This window comes from Shimia sp. (assembly GCF_039969785.1).
Lineage (GTDB): Bacteria > Pseudomonadota > Alphaproteobacteria > Rhodobacterales > Rhodobacteraceae > Shimia.
The window spans coordinates 30125-46879 of record NZ_JBDVNC010000048.1; the positions used below are offsets into that span (position 1 = coordinate 30125).

Annotated in this window: 23 protein-coding genes; 12 read left to right on the top strand and 11 right to left on the bottom strand. The window is 54.4% G+C overall.

The window, feature by feature from the left end; genetic code table 11:
• Nucleotides 1-35: 35 nt before the first annotated feature.
• The 4 genes from ABJI08_RS20955 to ABJI08_RS20970 all read right to left on the bottom strand — a co-directional run bounded on the left by ABJI08_RS20955 (nucleotide 36) and on the right by ABJI08_RS20970 (nucleotide 3018).
• Nucleotides 36-731 (bottom strand): alpha/beta hydrolase, encoded by a 696-nt coding sequence (locus ABJI08_RS20955; RefSeq protein WP_348403794.1) that lies wholly within the window; start codon nucleotides 729-731, stop codon nucleotides 36-38.
• A 66-nt stretch (nucleotides 732-797) separates the two neighbouring features.
• Nucleotides 798-1250 carry a VOC family protein gene (locus ABJI08_RS20960; RefSeq protein WP_348403795.1) on the bottom strand — a complete coding sequence of 151 codons (453 nt, stop codon included), beginning with the start codon at nucleotides 1248-1250 and terminating at the stop codon, nucleotides 798-800.
• 26 nt (nucleotides 1251-1276) lie between these two features.
• A complete protein-coding gene (locus ABJI08_RS20965) occupies nucleotides 1277-2260 on the bottom strand; it encodes an alpha/beta fold hydrolase (RefSeq protein WP_348403796.1) in 984 nt (327 codons plus the stop codon).
• Nucleotides 2260-3018, bottom strand: a complete 759-nt coding sequence (locus ABJI08_RS20970) for an alpha/beta hydrolase (protein ID WP_348403797.1) — start codon at nucleotides 3016-3018, stop codon at nucleotides 2260-2262. The genes ABJI08_RS20965 and ABJI08_RS20970 overlap by 1 nt, the downstream gene beginning before the upstream one ends.
• A 241-nt stretch (nucleotides 3019-3259) precedes the next feature.
• Between ABJI08_RS20970 and thrS the strand changes: the two genes are divergently transcribed.
• The 6 genes from thrS (at nucleotide 3260) to ABJI08_RS21000 (ending at nucleotide 8424) form a co-directional block, all read left to right on the top strand.
• Nucleotides 3260-5242, top strand: coding sequence for a threonine--tRNA ligase (gene thrS / locus ABJI08_RS20975; RefSeq protein WP_348403798.1), 1983 nt, complete (start codon nucleotides 3260-3262; stop codon nucleotides 5240-5242).
• 227 nt (nucleotides 5243-5469) lie between these two features.
• The gene (locus ABJI08_RS20980; RefSeq protein WP_348403799.1) at nucleotides 5470-5772 is read left to right on the top strand and encodes a DUF2282 domain-containing protein; all 303 of its coding nucleotides are present in this window, start codon (nucleotides 5470-5472) and stop codon (nucleotides 5770-5772) included.
• A 153-nt stretch (nucleotides 5773-5925) separates the two neighbouring features.
• Entirely contained in the window at nucleotides 5926-6231 is a 306-nt protein-coding gene (locus ABJI08_RS20985) for a DUF2282 domain-containing protein (protein WP_348403800.1), read from the top strand.
• A 15-nt stretch (nucleotides 6232-6246) separates the two neighbouring features.
• Entirely contained in the window at nucleotides 6247-7104 is an 858-nt protein-coding gene (locus tag ABJI08_RS20990; RefSeq protein ID WP_348403801.1) for a DUF692 domain-containing protein, read from the top strand.
• Nucleotides 7101-7859 (top strand): DNA-binding domain-containing protein, encoded by a 759-nt coding sequence (locus tag ABJI08_RS20995; protein ID WP_348403802.1) that lies wholly within the window; start codon nucleotides 7101-7103, stop codon nucleotides 7857-7859. The genes ABJI08_RS20990 and ABJI08_RS20995 overlap by 4 nt, the downstream gene beginning before the upstream one ends.
• 16 nt (nucleotides 7860-7875) lie before the next feature.
• Nucleotides 7876-8424, top strand: coding sequence for a DoxX family membrane protein (locus tag ABJI08_RS21000; RefSeq protein ID WP_348403803.1), 549 nt, complete (start codon nucleotides 7876-7878; stop codon nucleotides 8422-8424).
• 3 nt (nucleotides 8425-8427) lie between these two features.
• Here the strand turns inward: ABJI08_RS21000 and ABJI08_RS21005 are convergent, their stop codons facing one another.
• Nucleotides 8428-8796: a hypothetical protein gene (locus ABJI08_RS21005; RefSeq protein ID WP_348403804.1), complete on the bottom strand. Its 369-nt coding sequence runs from the start codon at nucleotides 8794-8796 to the stop codon at nucleotides 8428-8430.
• A 47-nt stretch (nucleotides 8797-8843) separates the two neighbouring features.
• Nucleotides 8844-9155, bottom strand: coding sequence for an ArsC/Spx/MgsR family protein (locus ABJI08_RS21010; protein ID WP_348403805.1), 312 nt, complete (start codon nucleotides 9153-9155; stop codon nucleotides 8844-8846).
• 207 nt (nucleotides 9156-9362) lie between these two features.
• Between ABJI08_RS21010 and ABJI08_RS21015 the strand changes: the two genes are divergently transcribed.
• A complete protein-coding gene (locus ABJI08_RS21015; RefSeq protein ID WP_348403806.1) occupies nucleotides 9363-9569 on the top strand; it encodes a cold-shock protein in 207 nt (68 codons plus the stop codon).
• 45 nt (nucleotides 9570-9614) lie between these two features.
• Here the strand turns inward: ABJI08_RS21015 and ABJI08_RS21020 are convergent, their stop codons facing one another.
• Both ABJI08_RS21020 and thyX read right to left on the bottom strand, forming a co-directional pair.
• Nucleotides 9615-9911, bottom strand: coding sequence for a hypothetical protein (locus tag ABJI08_RS21020; protein ID WP_348403807.1), 297 nt, complete (start codon nucleotides 9909-9911; stop codon nucleotides 9615-9617).
• A gap of 127 nt (nucleotides 9912-10038) precedes the next feature.
• Nucleotides 10039-10947 (bottom strand): FAD-dependent thymidylate synthase, encoded by a 909-nt coding sequence (gene thyX, locus ABJI08_RS21025; protein WP_348403808.1) that lies wholly within the window; start codon nucleotides 10945-10947, stop codon nucleotides 10039-10041.
• Nucleotides 10948-11178: 231 nt separating this feature from the next.
• Here thyX and ABJI08_RS21030 point away from each other — a divergent pair, with 231 nt between their 5' ends.
• From ABJI08_RS21030 to ABJI08_RS21050, 5 genes are all read left to right on the top strand, one after another.
• Nucleotides 11179-12084, top strand: a complete 906-nt coding sequence (locus ABJI08_RS21030) for a hypothetical protein (RefSeq protein WP_348403809.1) — start codon at nucleotides 11179-11181, stop codon at nucleotides 12082-12084.
• Nucleotides 12071-13480: a hypothetical protein gene (locus ABJI08_RS21035; protein WP_348403810.1), complete on the top strand. Its 1410-nt coding sequence runs from the start codon at nucleotides 12071-12073 to the stop codon at nucleotides 13478-13480. Before ABJI08_RS21030 ends, ABJI08_RS21035 begins: the two co-directional genes overlap by 14 nt.
• A 75-nt stretch (nucleotides 13481-13555) precedes the next feature.
• Entirely contained in the window at nucleotides 13556-13984 is a 429-nt protein-coding gene (locus tag ABJI08_RS21040) for a VOC family protein (RefSeq protein ID WP_348403811.1), read from the top strand.
• Nucleotides 13951-14697 (top strand): DUF1194 domain-containing protein, encoded by a 747-nt coding sequence (locus ABJI08_RS21045; protein ID WP_348403812.1) that lies wholly within the window; start codon nucleotides 13951-13953, stop codon nucleotides 14695-14697. Before ABJI08_RS21040 ends, ABJI08_RS21045 begins: the two co-directional genes overlap by 34 nt.
• Nucleotides 14698-14726: 29 nt before the next feature.
• A complete protein-coding gene (locus ABJI08_RS21050; RefSeq protein WP_348403813.1) occupies nucleotides 14727-15467 on the top strand; it encodes a DUF1194 domain-containing protein in 741 nt (246 codons plus the stop codon).
• On the opposite strand, the gene ABJI08_RS21055 is transcribed toward ABJI08_RS21050, so the two are convergent.
• The 3 genes from ABJI08_RS21055 to ABJI08_RS21065 form a co-directional block, all read right to left on the bottom strand.
• The gene (locus ABJI08_RS21055) at nucleotides 15461-15958 is read right to left on the bottom strand and encodes a winged helix DNA-binding protein (RefSeq protein ID WP_348403814.1); all 498 of its coding nucleotides are present in this window, start codon (nucleotides 15956-15958) and stop codon (nucleotides 15461-15463) included. The two genes, ABJI08_RS21050 and ABJI08_RS21055, sit on opposite strands and share 7 nt — an antisense overlap.
• 88 nt (nucleotides 15959-16046) lie before the next feature.
• On the bottom strand, nucleotides 16047-16310 hold the full coding sequence (locus ABJI08_RS21060; RefSeq protein ID WP_348403815.1) for a succinate dehydrogenase assembly factor 2: 264 nt from the start codon (nucleotides 16308-16310) through the stop codon (nucleotides 16047-16049).
• Entirely contained in the window at nucleotides 16303-16719 is a 417-nt protein-coding gene (locus ABJI08_RS21065; RefSeq protein WP_348403816.1) for a helix-turn-helix transcriptional regulator, read from the bottom strand. Before ABJI08_RS21065 ends, ABJI08_RS21060 begins: the two co-directional genes overlap by 8 nt.
• Between the last annotated feature and the right edge of the window lie 36 nt (nucleotides 16720-16755).

Sequence of the window (16755 nt, forward strand, 5' to 3'; positions counted from 1 at the left end):
ATCCAACCCGGGCAATCTAATAGCACGCTACAGCCCTATCGGCTCAGCCAATTCCGCAAAATCGCAGTCGTTGCATCCGATTGTTCAAGCGTCGGCAAATGTCCGGCATCCGGAACGATCTCTAATGTGGCGTCCGGGATCAGGTCTGCCATGAATTGATGCCTTTTCACCGGCGTCAAAGCATCATGTTCTCCGCACATGACCAGCGCAGGCACTTTGCATTGGCGCAGCGTTTTCTGTTGATCCTGCCGTCGTTGAAGCGCGCGGGCCTGACGCACAAAAATGTCCACACCCAAATGCAGCCCCATGTCACGCATCAACGCCAAAACCTGCGCCCGCTGAACACCCGGCGCCAGATAATCCGGGCGCATAACTTCGCTCAGGACTTCTTCCAGCCGCCCTGCCTTGGCGCCAACAATCCACGGCTCATAAGCCGCTGCACTTGCAGGCGTTTCCGCCAGCGGATTGGTATCCATTAACGCAATACGCGTCACCCTGTCCGGCACACGGCGCATGATTTCCATCGCGACAATGCCGCCCATGCTAAGCCCGGCCAACGCAAACCGCGCGGGCAAGTGATTCAACAAGGTCGAGGCAATCTCCTCGATGCGTTCGCCTTCTGTAATTGGTGCAATTGTCACAACCCGCTCAGTCGACAACGCTGTGACCTGCGCCTCATACAACCGCGCATCACACATCATGCCGGGGATAAGAACCAACGGCTCCTGCATAATTCAAAAATCCTCAAATCGTATTAACCAGTTTCGCTGCCCAGTTTGCCAGCCTTCACGCTGTGGTCAACTGTCTTCCGAAGGTTCCGCGCCGTAACCGTTCCAGCGAAATGCCCCGTCGTCAGACAGCGGCGAAAACGGGTTGTGCGCGACTTCCCAAACATGCCCGTCCGGGTCGGAAAAATAGCCAATATGTCCACCCCAGAAAATGTCGGCTGCGGGTTTCAGAATTTTTCCCCCTGCCGCTTTTGCGCGCGCTAGGATCGGAGCAACATCTTCTGCAGAACGCACGTTATGCGCAAACGTGACACCGGAAAATCCGCCAATATCCTCGGGTGAAAGCCCCATATCCTCGGCCAGCTTTGCTTTGGGGTACAAGCCCAATGTCTGCCCGATCAGGTCAAAGGCAATCACACCGTCCGGGCTATCGACGCGCCGCCATCCCATCGCCTCATAGAAAGCCGCCGAGGCTTCCAGCTCACTTACCGCCAATGTGATCAGGCTGACACGCTGCTCCATAACTCTTTACCTTTCACGTAAAGTATTCAGTATATACCTTTGATAAATTTTATAAAAATGTCCACAGCCTCAGGCGTCACCGAAGCAGATAATATGTCTCCGACGATGAGATGCGCATTTGGGTCAATACCGGGTTTGGGTTCGATTTCTTCGACAGTCAAAGGACCTCCCCAACCGGACAACACCTCTCGTGTTTTATTTGCCAATACCACCTGATCCGCGTCAGAAAACATGACCAGCGTTGGGACCTTCACCCCCGAATAATCCTTGCTTGCCGCATACTCGACAAGAGCCGCCATTTGCAGCAAAGCCTCAGCCGGGTAAGACGTCGTCCAATATCTACCATGCGCATCGTTCTGCGGCTCCCAGTTTCGCTCTCGCCCTCCAACCAGTGGCACCCAATCCCGCGCAGCAGGCAACGTCAGCAATCGCGCAAGCGGATTGTTGATCCCAAAATTGGGCGAAATCAAAATCATACCGTGTAAATCGCGCATGACATTGGGCTGATCCAACATCGCAGAAACCAACGTGGCACCGGTTGAGGTCGCGATAATGATCACCTTGTCGCCGCTACGCCGGGCAATCTCCATCGCTTCGGCCACATCATCCGCCCAGCCCTGAACACTCGCCTTTGCCAATGCATCGCCTGAACGGCCATGCCCCTCGAGCCGCGTATAGATCAGATTGGCCCCCAGAGCCTCGGCAACCTGATCCGGCACCGGGCGGATCTCTTCTGACGTCGCAGAAAACCCATGCACATAGACAATTACAGTTTCTGTTTTCTGTCCGGCTTGCCCGTGCCAGATGACACGCTTTTTAACACCCGGCGTAATGTCATCATATACGCTTTCCTGATCCGCCAGATATGCGTCAATATCCTGCCCCATCATGCCCGCCAGAAACGCAGGTTTTAACGAAATCTTTTCGTATGGCCCCCAGGTCCAAAGCGCTGCAGCAAGCACCGACGTGAAAATCACAGATCGTCCCAAAAACTGGCCAAATGTTCGCATCAGAAAACTTCGGGCGCCAAAATCACCTCTTCAACGTTATTTTCTATCAGCTTTAGACAATCGTCATCTGAGAACCGATGATCCTTATCCTTGACCAGCACAAGCCGCATGTCAGGTCCGTTGGCATGTTCAATCAGTTTCAGCGCGGTTTGGTTGGACACGGCGGTGTCCACGCTGCCTTGTAAGAAACGCACTGGAAAATTCAACGTCAAAGGGCTGCGCAACACCAACCTTTGACGCCCGTCTTCGATCATGCGCTTGGTGATCACATACGGCTCCATATAATCTGACGGCAATTCCACCTGACCGACATCTTCCAATGTTTGTTTCTGGGCGTCAGTGAAGTTTTCCCAATACCCGTCTTCGGTGAAATCCGGGGCAGCTGCGATTGTGACCATACCGTTCACCCGTTCAGGAATAGCGCGCGCCAATAACAAGGCCTGCCAACCACCCATAGATGACCCGACCGGCACCAATGGCCCCTTTGTCAGCGTCTCAACGGCCGCCAGCGTGTCCTCATGCCAATCCCCGATACAGCCTTCCTCGAAAGTGCCGGAGCTTTCCCCATGCCCGGAATAGTCAAACCGCAGAAAAGACTGACCGCGCGCCCTAGCCCACTCTTCCAGATGAATGGCCTTTGTGCCTTGCATGTCGGATTTCAATCCGCCCAGAAACACCACTGTTGGTCCGCTTCCTTCGGTCTTGTGATAGGCAATGCGGCGCCCTTGCGGGCTGTCGAAAAATTGCGTGACGCTCATGGTATCCTCATGCCTGATTATCAGCGACAGAATGCTGAATAAGAGAGGCGGATACAATCAATTCCCGCAACGTTCTCCAAGGATATCAGACCTAACCTGCGGCACCTGCGATACCTTTGGTCCATTCACTGGCACGACGACTCTTGACTTGCCCCCCACAAAGGGCGCAAAACCTCTGCCGAACCATATACCCGCAACCGGGCGTCCCGTAGGCGCCAAACTGACGAGGAGCTTGAGGCCCATGGCCGATATTTCCCTTACTTTTCCTGATGGCAATGCACGTTCCTACGAGAACGGCATCACCCCTGCCGAGGTCGCGTCGTCGATCTCAAACTCGCTTGGCAAAAAAGCGATTTCTGCAACTGTTGACGGCAAACACTGGGACCTTCAGTGGCCCATCGTGGACAACGCTTCAATCGCGATCAACACCGTCAAAGACAGCGACGCCGAAGCACTGGAACTGATCCGGCATGACTGCGCCCATGTCATGGCCCGCGCTGTTCAGGAGCTGTGGCCAGACGTCAAAGTTACTATTGGTCCGGTCATCGAAAATGGCTGGTACTATGATTTTGACCGCGAAGAGCCGTTTACACCCGAAGATCTGGGCGCGATCGAAAAAAAGATGAAAGAGATCATCAATCGGCGCGACCCTGTTACCACCGAAGTGTGGGACCGTGATCGTGCGGTGGCGTTTTATGAGGCCAATAACGAGCCTTATAAAGTGGAACTGATTGACGCCATCCCCGGCGACGAGCCGTTGCGCATGTATTGGCACGGGCATTGGCAGGATTTGTGCCGTGGTCCGCATTTGCAGCATACCGGGCAAATTCCGGCGGATGCGTTTAAGCTGATGCGCGTTTCGGGTGCCTATTGGCGTGGTGACAGCAAGAACGCACAGCTGCAACGCATCTACGGCGTGGCGTTTAAGAACAAAGAAGACCTGAAAAAGCACCTGCACTTTTTGGAAGAAGCCGAAAAACGCGACCACCGCAAGCTGGGCCGCGAAATGGACCTGTTCCACATGCAGGAAGAAGCGCCGGGTCAGGTGTTTTGGCACCCTAACGGCTGGACCATTTATACCGCATTGCAGGATTATATGCGCCGCAAACAGCGGGCTGGCGGGTACTGCGAAATCAACACGCCTCAGGTGGTGGACCGCAAATTGTGGGAAGCGTCCGGGCACTGGGAAAAATACCAGCACCACATGTTCCTTGTGGAAGTCGACGAAAGCCGCGACGGCGAAAATGACGATGCCAGCGCTAAGAACCGCGACCACACCCGCATCAATGCGCTCAAACCGATGAACTGCCCGTGCCACGTTCAGGTGTTCAACCAAGGCCTCAAAAGCTATCGCGACCTGCCCTTGCGGCTGGCCGAGTTTGGCTCTTGTGCGCGGTTTGAACCTTCGGGCGCGCTGCATGGCATCATGCGTGTGCGCGGCTTTACGCAAGATGACGCGCATATTTTCTGTACTGAAGATCAGATTCAGGACGAATGTGCGCGCTTTATCGACTTTCTCGCGGACATTTACCGTGAACTTGGGTTCGAAGACTTTGAAATCCGCTTTGCCACCCGGCCCGAAAAACGAGTCGGGTCTGAGGAAAGCTGGGATCACGTCGAAGGCGCGCTGGAAAGCGCAATCAAAGCCGTTGGTCGTGATTATGTTCTGGAACCGGGAGACGGCGCATTTTACGGGCCCAAGCTCGACTTTTATCTGACCGATGCCATCGGACGGGTCTGGCAATGCGGCACCTTCCAGGTTGACCCGAACCTGCCAGAACGTCTGAACGCCAGCTATATTGCGGCGGATGGCGACCGGCACCGGCCTTATATGCTGCACCGCGCCTGTCTTGGGTCATTTGAACGCTTTATTGGCATCCTGATCGAAAACTGGGAAGGCAAGCTGCCCTTCTGGCTGGCCCCACGTCAGGTCGTGATTGCTTCGATTGTGTCTGACGCTGATGAGTATTGCACCGAAGTCGCCGAAGCGCTTCGGGCTGTTGGTGTGCGCGCCGAAACCGATCTGCGCAATGAGAAGATTAACTATAAGGTCCGCGAACATTCGGTGGGCAAAGTTCCCGTTATTCTGGCCATCGGCAAGAAAGAGGTCGAGGAACGCACTGTATCGACCCGGCGCCTTGGTGAGAAACAAACCAAAGTCCAGACTTTGGACGAGATCGTGAGCCAATTGTCACAAGAGGCACTTGCGCCCGACCTTGGTTAACCCCTTTTGCAACATTCTGACAGGCGCGTCGCGGTTTCCCGGCGCGCCTGTTTCAGTTTCGGCCCCAAAACAACGATCCACGGCGGAAAAGTTCACAGAATTCTCACGCTCACTGACGCGTTCGTGACACACAACCCCGTGATTAGCCTTTGATAACCTCTCAGGGCTAATCTCATTCCATCCACGGCACTTGTGGCCGAGTTTCAAAAACCGAAAGGGAATAGAAAATGTCGAATACTGTCAAAACCCTCGCCGTTGCAGGCGCAGTAGCTGCAGCACTGAGCGCTCATGCAACAACCGCTTCAGCAGCTGGTCAGGAGAAATGCTACGGTGTTTCGTTGGCAGGTCAGAATGACTGCGCCGCGGGCCCCGGTACAACATGCGCCGGCACGTCTTCTGTAGACTATCAGGGCAACGCCTGGACATTGGTTGACGCTGGTTCTTGCGCAACCATGGAGCTGCCTGCAATGGCAGACGGCGGCGCGCGCGCAGGTTCGCTCGAGCCACTTGAGCGCGACATCCCAAGCTGAACTAAACTCCCGGTCCCGGCGCCCCTTTTGCCGGGACCACCCTACCCAGAATAATCGGGTTCGCCAGATTTCCACTGTTCATGCTAAACTGCGGTGGTCCAACACATTTGGACGTAGCATTCATGAAACAAGACATTGTTAGGAAACGGTAAAATGAATCCCAAACACCTTTCTTCCATTGCCGTGGCCGCCGCCGTTGCCACAGTATTTTCGACGCATGCGACACCAGTTGACGCCGCAACCAAAGAAAAGTGCTTTGGAATTTCCGAGGCCGGTCACAATGGCTGTGCCGCCGGACCGGGAACAAGCTGCGCAGGGACCTCAACGGTCGATTATCAGGGCAATTCGTGGATGTTGGTCGACAAAGGTACATGTCTAAGCATTGAGCTACCTGACATGGCCGATGGAACACCCCGCCAGCCCGCCTTGGAAGCGCTTGACCGCGATCTGCCTGCCTAAGCCGGAGACATTCAAATGTTCGACGCGCCTCACCGTCCGACGACGCTGCCCAATGCGCCAGGGGTCGGCTATAAACCTCAGCACTACCAAAACCTGGTTGAAGACCCGGGCGCGGTTGCATGGTTGGAAATACATGCGGAAAACTACATGGGCTCGGGCGGACGTCCGTTGGCCCAATTGCGTCATTTGTCCGAACGATTTGCCATGTCTGTGCATGGTGTCGGGTTGTCTATTGGCGGTGAAGGCGATCTTGATACCGACCACCTCGCACGTCTCAAACATCTCAATGACTGGCTGAAACCCGCTGTTTTTTCGGAACATCTCGCATGGTCCACCCATGAAGGCGCGTTTCTGAACGATCTCTTGCCCCTGCCCTATACCCAGGACACCCTGGCGCGGGTCTGCGCGCATATCGACCGGTTGCAGAATACAATCGGGCGTCAAATGATGCTCGAAAACCCGTCCAGCTATCTGGCATTTGCCGAAAGCACGTGGTCAGAACCGGATTTCCTGCGCGAAGTGTCCAACCGCACTGGCTGTGGTCTGTTGCTGGATGTGAACAACGTTTTCGTGTCCGCCACAAATCTGGATTACGACCCTAAAAGCTACATCGCAGATTTCCCACTGGAAAAAGTTGGCGAAATTCATCTGGGTGGGCATGACGAGGACGAAGACGAACACGGCCATGTTCTGCTGATCGATAGTCACGGCAAACCCGTCTTCGATCCCGTCTGGGCATTGCTGGATCATGTCCTGTCCCTGTCAGGTCCGCGCCCGGTCCTGATCGAATGGGACAATGACGTTCCGGAATGGCCAGAACTGCATGCCGAGGCAGTGCGCGCCGCCGCTGCGCTGGCACCGGTGCACGCATGAACACCTCCGTCGATCAAACCACCTTTCGCGGTGCACTTTTGGACAGAGCTCAGGATCGCCCACCGGGCTTGATCGATTCCGAGGGTCACGCCGCCGGACGCCGCTTTGACGTCTATCGCAACAATGTCGCCGTTTCACTGACCGAGGCGCTTGAGACGGGATTTCCCGCCATCGCAAAGCTTTTGGGTGAAGAGAATTTCAAAGCCCTGGCCGGAATGTTCCTGCGCCAACACCCGCCCTCTTCACCTTTGATGATGCATTACGGCGCGCAGTTCCCCGAGTTTCTCGAAACGATGCAACAGCTGGCCCATCTTGGGTATCTTGGGGATGTTGCACGCTTGGAACTCGCCCTGCGGCGCGCTTATCACGCTGCGGATTCCACGCCAATTGCACCCGATGCACTTGGTTTGATCCCGCCAATGGAATTGGGCGATGTCAGGTTTCAGTTTGCGCCCGCGCTCGAGGTTCTATCATCACGTTGGCCTGTTCATGCGATCTGGGCGTTCAATATGGACGACGGTCCAAAGCCCGAAGCAATCGCGCAAGACATTGTGATTCTGCGCGCAGAATTTGACCCGAAACCGTCTGCCTTGGCACCCGGCGCTGCTGCCTGTCTGCACGCGTTAATGTCAGGTGAAACTCTGGGGGCGGCTGCAGATAAGGGCACTCAACAAGCAGCCGAGTTTGATTTGGGCGCTTTGCTCGCGCTCCTGCTTTCGGGCAACGCAATTACTAAAATAAAAACAAAACACTAAACTCACGGAATACCCAATGCACACACTTCTTACACTATACAATGGACTTGCTGAACGATTGGAGCGTCTAGACTGGTTGCTGCCAACACTGGCCCGTTTCGTCTTTGCCGCGACGTTGGCTATGTATTTCTGGAATTCAGCGCTGACCAAAGTAGGCGATGGCATCTTCGGCCTATTTATCCCCAGCGTCGGCGCTTATGCGCAGATCTTCCCCAAAGCGATTGAGGCTGTTGGGTATGACGCAAGTCAGCTGAGCATGTTCCACTGGGCAGTTGTTGTTGCCGGTACGCTGGCAGAATTCATCTTGCCGCTTTTGATCATTCTTGGATTGCTCAGCCGATTGGCTGCGGTGGGGATGATCGGATTTATTGTGGTGCAGACTCTGACCGATCTTTACGGTCACCACCTGATCGAAGATCCCAAATCTGTTGGCGCCTGGTTCGACCGGGTTCCTGACAGCGTGATCATCGACCAACGCACATTCTGGATTTTCCTGTTTGTGATTATTCTGATCAAAGGTGCCGGGCCGATTTCGCTTGATCGTATCCTCAAGGCACGCCTCTGAAAGTCAGAAATGCGCCTGTTCTTCGTCGGGCTTACCGGCGGCAATCGCAAGAATGCCGCCCAGCCCGGCGAAGCTTATCGGGAACATCGTAAAGGCGTTGAACCCAAAGGCCGCGTACATACCGGCCGCTGATGCCAACAACAAAATACCGCCCCACAACGCACGGGAGCGGGCCATAGCACCGCCTGCTATGGCTAACAGCGGCGCTACTAACGCGCCTGCTCTGACCAGCTGAACATTATCAACTTGCTCGGCAAGGTCCGGTACCTCGCCATAACGTGCTATGACTTCTGTATATCCCCATCCAAAGAAGCCAACGATCATACCAATGACCCCTGCAATGATACCCAAAGTCAAAGCCGCGTTGCGCATGAATGCCTCCTGAATTCCGTTGGTTTCATGTAAGGCGTGCGCACTGATTATCCAAGGGCCGCCTTAACTTGCTCATTCCAACCCAGAAACAAAGCACCGCCTTTCTCAATCAAAGGCCGCTTCATCAATGTTGGATGCTCTTGCAACAGAACAAGCGGGTCTTTGGCCCGATCTTCATCGCTCAAACCTCGCCACGTAGTTGAGCGGGTATTGACCAAAGCGGCGCCAAATTCAGCATGTGCGCGCGTCAACAGGTCGTATGAAATGCCATCTGATCTGACATCCACAAACTCAACATTGTTCAATTCTTTTAGTGCCTTACGACACGTATCGCATGTTTTTATCCCAAATAGTTTCACTTGAGTTCCCCACTTTCAACTGCTCTGCCTGAACAAGCAAAATCGAATATCACGCCGGTTTTGCTTGCAATTTATATCCGAAATGTAATCCTGCGCGCGGAGCATTTCATCATTGATGTCCGCAGAAAACGAATTTTTGGGATTTGATTTTGGGTGCGCCCTGTGCGTGAGAACGCAGAGAGACTTAAGTGATAAAAGGAGAACGGTATGCCACGCGGTACCGTAAAATGGTTTAACACCACAAAAGGCTTTGGATTTATTGAGCCGGAAGACGGCGGAAAAGACGTCTTCGTACATATTTCAGCAGTGGAGCGGTCTGGCCTGACAGGGCTGGCTGACAACCAGAAAGTTGAATTCGAAATGCTTCAGGGGCGCGATGGCCGCGATATGGCTGGCGATCTCAAGCTACTCTAACTCATAAGGTCGGGGCGCAATTCAGGCGCCCCGATCTGCTATGCGTTAATAACAGCCTTTGACGCCGGGCGGGCAGCTGCTTGTGCTGACGCGACGCTTGCCGCCTGCGCGGTTGTAATACGTCTCAGAAGTCGTTGGAGTTCCACAACAAACGACGCCATTCATCGTCACAGGCTGAAGCCCGTACGGGCAATAATTTGCGCTGGCGGGATATGGATGAATCAAGACACCCTCGGGCTGATTTACCGGACCGATCTGGGGTGCGTTGCTACTCCAGGTCTGCGCCACCGCTGGCGCAGCCGTCAGCGCGAGCGCAGCGGCTAAAATGTAAAATTTCTTCATTGGACAATCGCTCCGGTTGCTGCAGACAAACTGGTTAATACCGTTAATCTAGTGCGCGCACCGGGAAACTGTCAATTTCCTATGTGGAAACAATATGTTTCGTGCGCACATTTAACCGATCATCTGATCAGTCGTTTAACATATCCTGAAATTCACGCCATTCCCGCGCGCTCATTCCAGACGTACTCTGCTCCACGACCTCGCCCTTAACCATACGACGCAAGCAGTCCATCATTTGCGCCGACATGCTGACTGCGCCCATCCGATAATCTTCAAACGCCCGGTATGCGGCCGGAACCCAATCGGCAACGACTTTACAAATCGCATCCGCATAAACGCGAATTTCATATTGCGCATGCGCATCCGCCCGCAACCGCAGGAAATGCAACAAATTGTGCAGGTCCACCTTCCAATACCATTGGGTATAGATGTTTGCGGGCAGGTTCATACGCGCCAATTCACGCGCCAATCCTTGTTGTCCGTCCTGGCTGATCATCGCCTCATAACTGTCATAACTGCGCGTACTGTCAGCTTTCAACATTTCCAGAACGCGGGCTGCTTCCTCGCCTTGCAAAGCCTCGCCCCGCCCCTGATTGTTCACCAGCGATTGGGCCGCAACATGTTCAGGCGCCGGAATGTAAAATTCACGATCCAGAATGGAATAGCGCGCAGAATATTCGTTCACATTGGCCGTGCGATGACGGATCCACTGGCGCGCAACAAACACGGGCAGCTTTACGTGCAACTTGACTTCACACATTTCAAACGGCGTCGAATGCCAGTGGCGCATCAAATACCGGATCAGCCCCTCGTCGTTCTGAACGCTCTTGGTGCCTTTGCCATAACTTACGCGCGCAGCCTGACAAATTGCAGCATCGTCGCCCATATAGTCGATAACCCGCACAAAGCCATGATCCAGAACTGGAATTGCCGAATAGAGATGCTTTTCCATCCCTTCGCTCACGGCGCGCAAAGTGGGGGCAGGATTGGCACGAAGCTCGTCAATTTCGGCCTGTTGTTCGGGGGTCAACGACATTTGGGCGATTCCCTTGTGAGTCTTTGTTGGTTTCGCGCCACTATATATTGAGGTTACGACGCATGGAACCACAGGATTGTGGCGATTTGAAAGCAACAGCACAAAGGCATTTGGGTTAACAATTATTGACTTTACTGGGCAGTTCGCAGACTCTCTCAGCAACGATCCGGAAAACCGGACGAACAGTTTTGAGGCACAAAAATGATCCGAGCTTTGACTTGCGTGGCTAGCTTGGCCACACTTATTGCCTGTGGCTCAGGTAATCCGTTCGTGGCAGAAACTGAAACCGCGACGGAAACAGAAACGGCTACAGAAACCGAAACGGAATCCACATCCATCATTTCTGACGAAATTGCAGGCAATTTGAAATCGTTCAGTTATGACGCGACAACCAAAACTTTGACCGCCTCAGTATACGCACTAGATTCTACGCCAGTTGATGTTGTCTACAACCGCGATGTGACACGCGACATCGGCGCATACGAGGCCTATACAGTTCAAGAAGACAGCTTGGATCGCTTCTTTATAGCTATGGTCGGCGAAAGCGCCGATGGCTCAATTCAAAGCGGAGTCGTCGGAGATGGCGGCCAGTTTAATCGCGTTCTTCAAGGTGCTTACTATAAACGAGAGGGTGACTTTGACGCCCCCGATATTGGAACAGGTCCAGCTGCGGGTCAGGTTTCATATGCTGGTGACTACGCAGCATTAACCAACATTCAGTCACCAACCACAGTCCCGGGTGTGGATCCATCCCTTCTTCCTGGCGAGCCTATCATGATCAGCGGTCAGGTCTTTTTAAATGCCAACTTCTCTGACATGGCAGTCAACGGCGGCATCTACGACCGTCAGTTGCTTTTGACAACACCTGTGGACTTGCCTGACTTAGCACTGATCGTCACCGATATTGGAACCGATGGCAGCTTTACCGGTGAGGTCGAATTTTCCGGCGTTGTTGAACAAGATATCGGGGACTACGGCGGTGTATTTGGCGGTACAGACTCAGCTTATGTCGGCGGCGCAACAAGCCTGAGCGAATTCTGGGACGATATCGATGACGAACTTGAACGTGGTTTCTTTGTTCTGACCCAATGCGGTGTTTCCGGCGACGCGAGCATTTGCTCAAATGTTTCTCCCTAAGGTCGCGGCGGCCACTTGTGCGGGTCTGATTGCGCTGTACTCCGGTCTGGTCTGGGCGCAGTCAACGCCGGACGTTTCACTGATTAATACAGACGCAATAACACCCAACCAAGCCCGTCAGGTCATGGTTCATGCCTTGCGCACCAACCAGACAGAAGCCGCTCAGGTCGTGGCCGGAAGCCTGCTTCAATACGATCCACGCGATCCCACCGCCCATTATGCCCTTGCGGTAACACAATCACGAAAGGGCGCCGTTGACGCCGCACGTAAATCTTCCCGACTGGCGTTTCGCTACGCGCAAACTGATGTGCAACGATTTCACTCAGCCAGCCTGAGCGCAAAGCTGGCCTATCAGGACAAGTCCCTCACTTGGGCACAATATTGGCTGCGTCGCGCGCACAGCGAAGCGTCAAGCGAGGTGCAACAGCGCAGCGTTGAACGCGATTTCAAACGGGTACGCGCCCAAAACCCGTTTCGCTTTCATCTCGACTTTTCTGCTGCCCCGTCATCCAACGTCAACAACGGGTCGTTGTCGCGGTACATGATCATAGACGGCGTGCCAGTGATTGGCGTGAACGTTGGTGACGCAATGGCACTTTCGGGTGTCGAGGCCATGCTGAATGCCCGTCTTAGTTATCGTCTCAACGAGTCTCAGACGAGCGAGACCCGAATTTTTGGACGGTATTTCTCGCGACGCGTGGCTCTGTCGGATGATGCAAAATCCATCGCTCCGGGGGCACGTGGTTCCGATTACGCTTATACCCAGTTGGAAACCGGACTGCGTCATAGCTTTCGCCAAAGCAAATCCGGTCCGATCTGGTCCATGGGGGCTGCTGTCGGGCGCGCGTGGAAAGCAGATGATCCCCTGCACGATCTCGCCCGCCTGGAAGCTGGCGCGACCTGGCAACATTCAAAAACGCTGACATTTTCTCTGACGGCACAAAATGAATGGCGCTACCTAGATGCCCCCGGACAAAAACACGACACCTACACAAATCTGCGCGGCGGGGTATTCAAGACCACGCCGCGTGGCGACACTGTCTCGGCCAGCCTCGCCTTTAGCAGGCTCGAAGACGGCAATCCCGTGTTTTCATCACGCGGAACTGTCGCCAGATTTCGCTATACATTTGCCAAACCAATAGGTGCGGTGAACGTCAGCGCCGGTCTGAATTTTGGTTTCAGCGATTATGCCAATTACCGCGTCGGATTTATCGTCGTACCCGGTGGGCGTCAGGACACGTCGGTTTCAGGACAGGTCGATTTCACATTGCAGAAAATGCAATATGCCGGTTTTGCCCCGGTTGTGACCCTGCGCGCATTGGAAACAAACTCCAATGTCAGCCGTTTTGACACCAGACAATTTGCTATAAATTTCGGCATTCGATCTTCGTTTTGATCACGACCTCTCGACTCCTGCGCGCCAGACAATACACTATTGCAATCCCAAAATCGCAACAACGCCGGAGCACCTATGCACCTGAAATACCTTCACACGATGGTCCGCGTCTCGGATCTTGACGCCTCTATCGCCTTTTATGGGCTGCTGGGCCTCAAAGAAATCAGACGCCGGGAAAACGAAGCAGGCCGCTTTACCCTAATCTTTCTTGCCGCCGACGGTGATCACGATTGCCCGCTGGAACTGACTTACAACTGGGATGGCGACGAAGGGCTGCCCAGCGACGGACGTCACTTTGGACATCTCGCCTATGAAGTCGGCAATATCTACGAGATGTGCCAAAAGCTTCAGGACAATGGCGTTGTCATCAACCGTCCGCCACGTGATGGCAATATGGCGTTTGTGCGCTCGCCCGACAATGTGTCCATCGAATTGCTTCAGCAGGGCCCGGCGCTGGAACCAGCCGAACCATGGGCCAGCATGGAAAGCACCGGGCACTGGTGATCCGCGCCTGCCTCATTGCCGGGCTTGCCACAGCAAGCCTGCCGGCCAAGGCGGTCGCGTGCCGCCTTGCGCTTGTTCTCGCGATGGACGTTTCATCGTCAGTGGATGCATCAGAAGACACGCTTCAACGCACCGGTTTGGCCGCCGCCCTGATCGCCCCCGAAGTGCAGGCGGCATTTTTCCAGTCGCCACAACCTGTTGCGCTTGCCGTGTTTGAATGGAGCGGGCGCAGCAATCAGAAACTTTTGTTGGACTGGACGTTGATCGGCTCGCAATCCGACCTTTTTTCAGCGGCGTCCAGCCTTGCACGATCACAGCGTTCTACGTCTGAATTTCCGACAGCGCTTGGGCATGCGATGGGGCACGCCGCCACGATGTTACAAAGCGCACCCGTTTGTCACGCACAGACCGTCGATGTCAGCGGTGATGGGCGCAACAACGAAGGCTTCACGCCGAAACAGGCCTATGCACATTTTCCATTTGCCGGTGTCACGGTGAATGGTCTGGCCATCGAAACGGCCGGATCAACGGCCGCTGCAGAAACTTCAGTTCCCGCGCATATCGGCGACTATTACTGGGAAGAGGTGCTTTACGGACCCGGAGCCTTTCTGGAAATTGCAAATGGCTTTGACGATTACGAACGCGCGTTGCGCCGTAAACTGGAACGCGAACTTGCGCCCATTGCGGTGTCGTCGCTGAATCCTTTGAAATGAAACACCTTGCGTTGGTCGGCTTATTGCTTTTGACAACAGCCACTCAGCTGTTCGCAGGGTGTCGTCAGGCTCTATCGCTAGGATTGGATGTATCGGGATCGGTCGATGCCGATGAATACAGGATGCAATTGGACGGGCTTGCCAATGCGTTTGCGCATCCTGATGTCCAAGTCGCCCTGCTCGCGTGGGCCGCACATCCGGTTCAGATTTCTGTTTTTGAATGGAGTGGCCCAAATGATCAGCGATTGCTCATCCCGTGGACCGAGGTTGATGCGGCCCCCGTTTTGACCAATATCGCCAACGATCTAAGAGCTGTCCTGCGAATTCCGATGGGGCCGCCAACCGCAATCGGCAGCGCAAAACTGTTTGGAGGCGCGCTTTTGGCGCGCAAGCCAGAGTGTTGGAAGCGCACACTCGACATCTCCGGCGACGGTATGTCCAACACTGGCCCCCTGCCCCGCGATACGCGATTGGGGGAGAATATCACGATCAACGCTTTGGTGATTGGGGCTGATGATGCCGCCTCTGGGGATGCCCGCCATGCCGACATTGCTGCCTTATCCAGCTACTTTCGTGCGTGGGTCATTCAAGGCCCCGATGCATTTGTTGAAACTGCGCTTGGGTTTTCGGACTATGAACGCGCGATGGTGCGCAAGCTAAAACGCGAGTTGCAGGGACCATCGCTTGCGACGCTCCCTGCCGCCCCCGCGACCCGTACTGGGAATGCAATACCTGCGTGGAAAACGCTGGTCGCAGCACGCAGTCAATAAATGTATCGAATTTGATCGGTCCAGTACCGTTCAACACGGCGAAGCGCGTGGATGATACTTTCGATACCCTCTGGCCCCAAAACACCTTTTGACCGCAGCCCGTCAGCATGACGTTCAAACAGCGCTGCAACAATATCACGGATTTTGCGCCCCTTGTCGGTCAGCCGCACCCGTACAGAACGCCGGTCAATCTCGCACCGCTGGTGATGCATATATTCCATCTCGACCAGCTTCTTCAGATTATAGCTGACATTGCTGCCCTGATAATACCCGCGCGATTTCAGCTCGCCCGCAGTGACCTCGTTGTCGCCAATATTAAACAGCAACAGCGCCTGAACAGCGTTGATTTCTAAAACGCCAACACGTTCAAACTCGTCCTTGATCACATCCAACAAAAGCCGATGCAATCGCTCGACCAGCGCCAGGGAGTCAAGATAACCCGCCATGAAGCCCTGCTCCGGGCTCCCCCCCATGGATGTATGAAAGCTCATCTTCGTCTCCGACTACTAATGTTAATCGGACCCTGACGGATAAAGCCGAACAATCAGTTAAGTGAGACAAAGACCGCTAAAATGCGAACTATTCAGCGCCATTTATGGCTTGGGAAATGTCTTTGATCAGCGCCTGATACGACTCAGGTGCCGGTGTTTGCCCGGTCACCCACTGATAAAGATCCTGGTCATTTTCATGCAGCAAAGCGTCGTACAGATCCAACATGGCGGCGTCCATATCTTCCAGATTGTCATCCGCATAGCGCGCAAGGATCAGGTCCATCTCTTTGATGCCACGCCGCATAGAGCGCATTTTCATGCGTTTCAGGCGATGTTCACGCAGTTCACTCATTTTCGATCAGCCTTTTGCGCAACGCCTTTTCGACCCGGGCCAGACGGTCGAGATCACTTTTGATACGGCCCCGCACATCCCGGATATCTGCCAACAACGCAACAAGTCCCGGATCGTCGCCGTCCAGACTTTCGTCGGGGGCGTCAACGCCGTCCCCTTCGCCGGTCAGCAACCAGCCCACCGAAACATTCAACAGACCCGCCATCATTTGCAACCGGTTGGCACGCGGTTCGGACAGATCGTCTTCCCAATCTGAAATCGTGGCCTTCTTCACGCCAAGACGCTTGGCAAACTCAATGCGTTTCAGACCCGCCGCTTCGCGCGCCGCGGCCAGCCGGTCTCCGAATGTCGCGACATCTTCGCCATACCATTCCTCAGAATTGGTCTCATCGTCATATTCCAGCGGCATATTCAGATCCTCTCTCCGATCAGACTTGAACGGGTT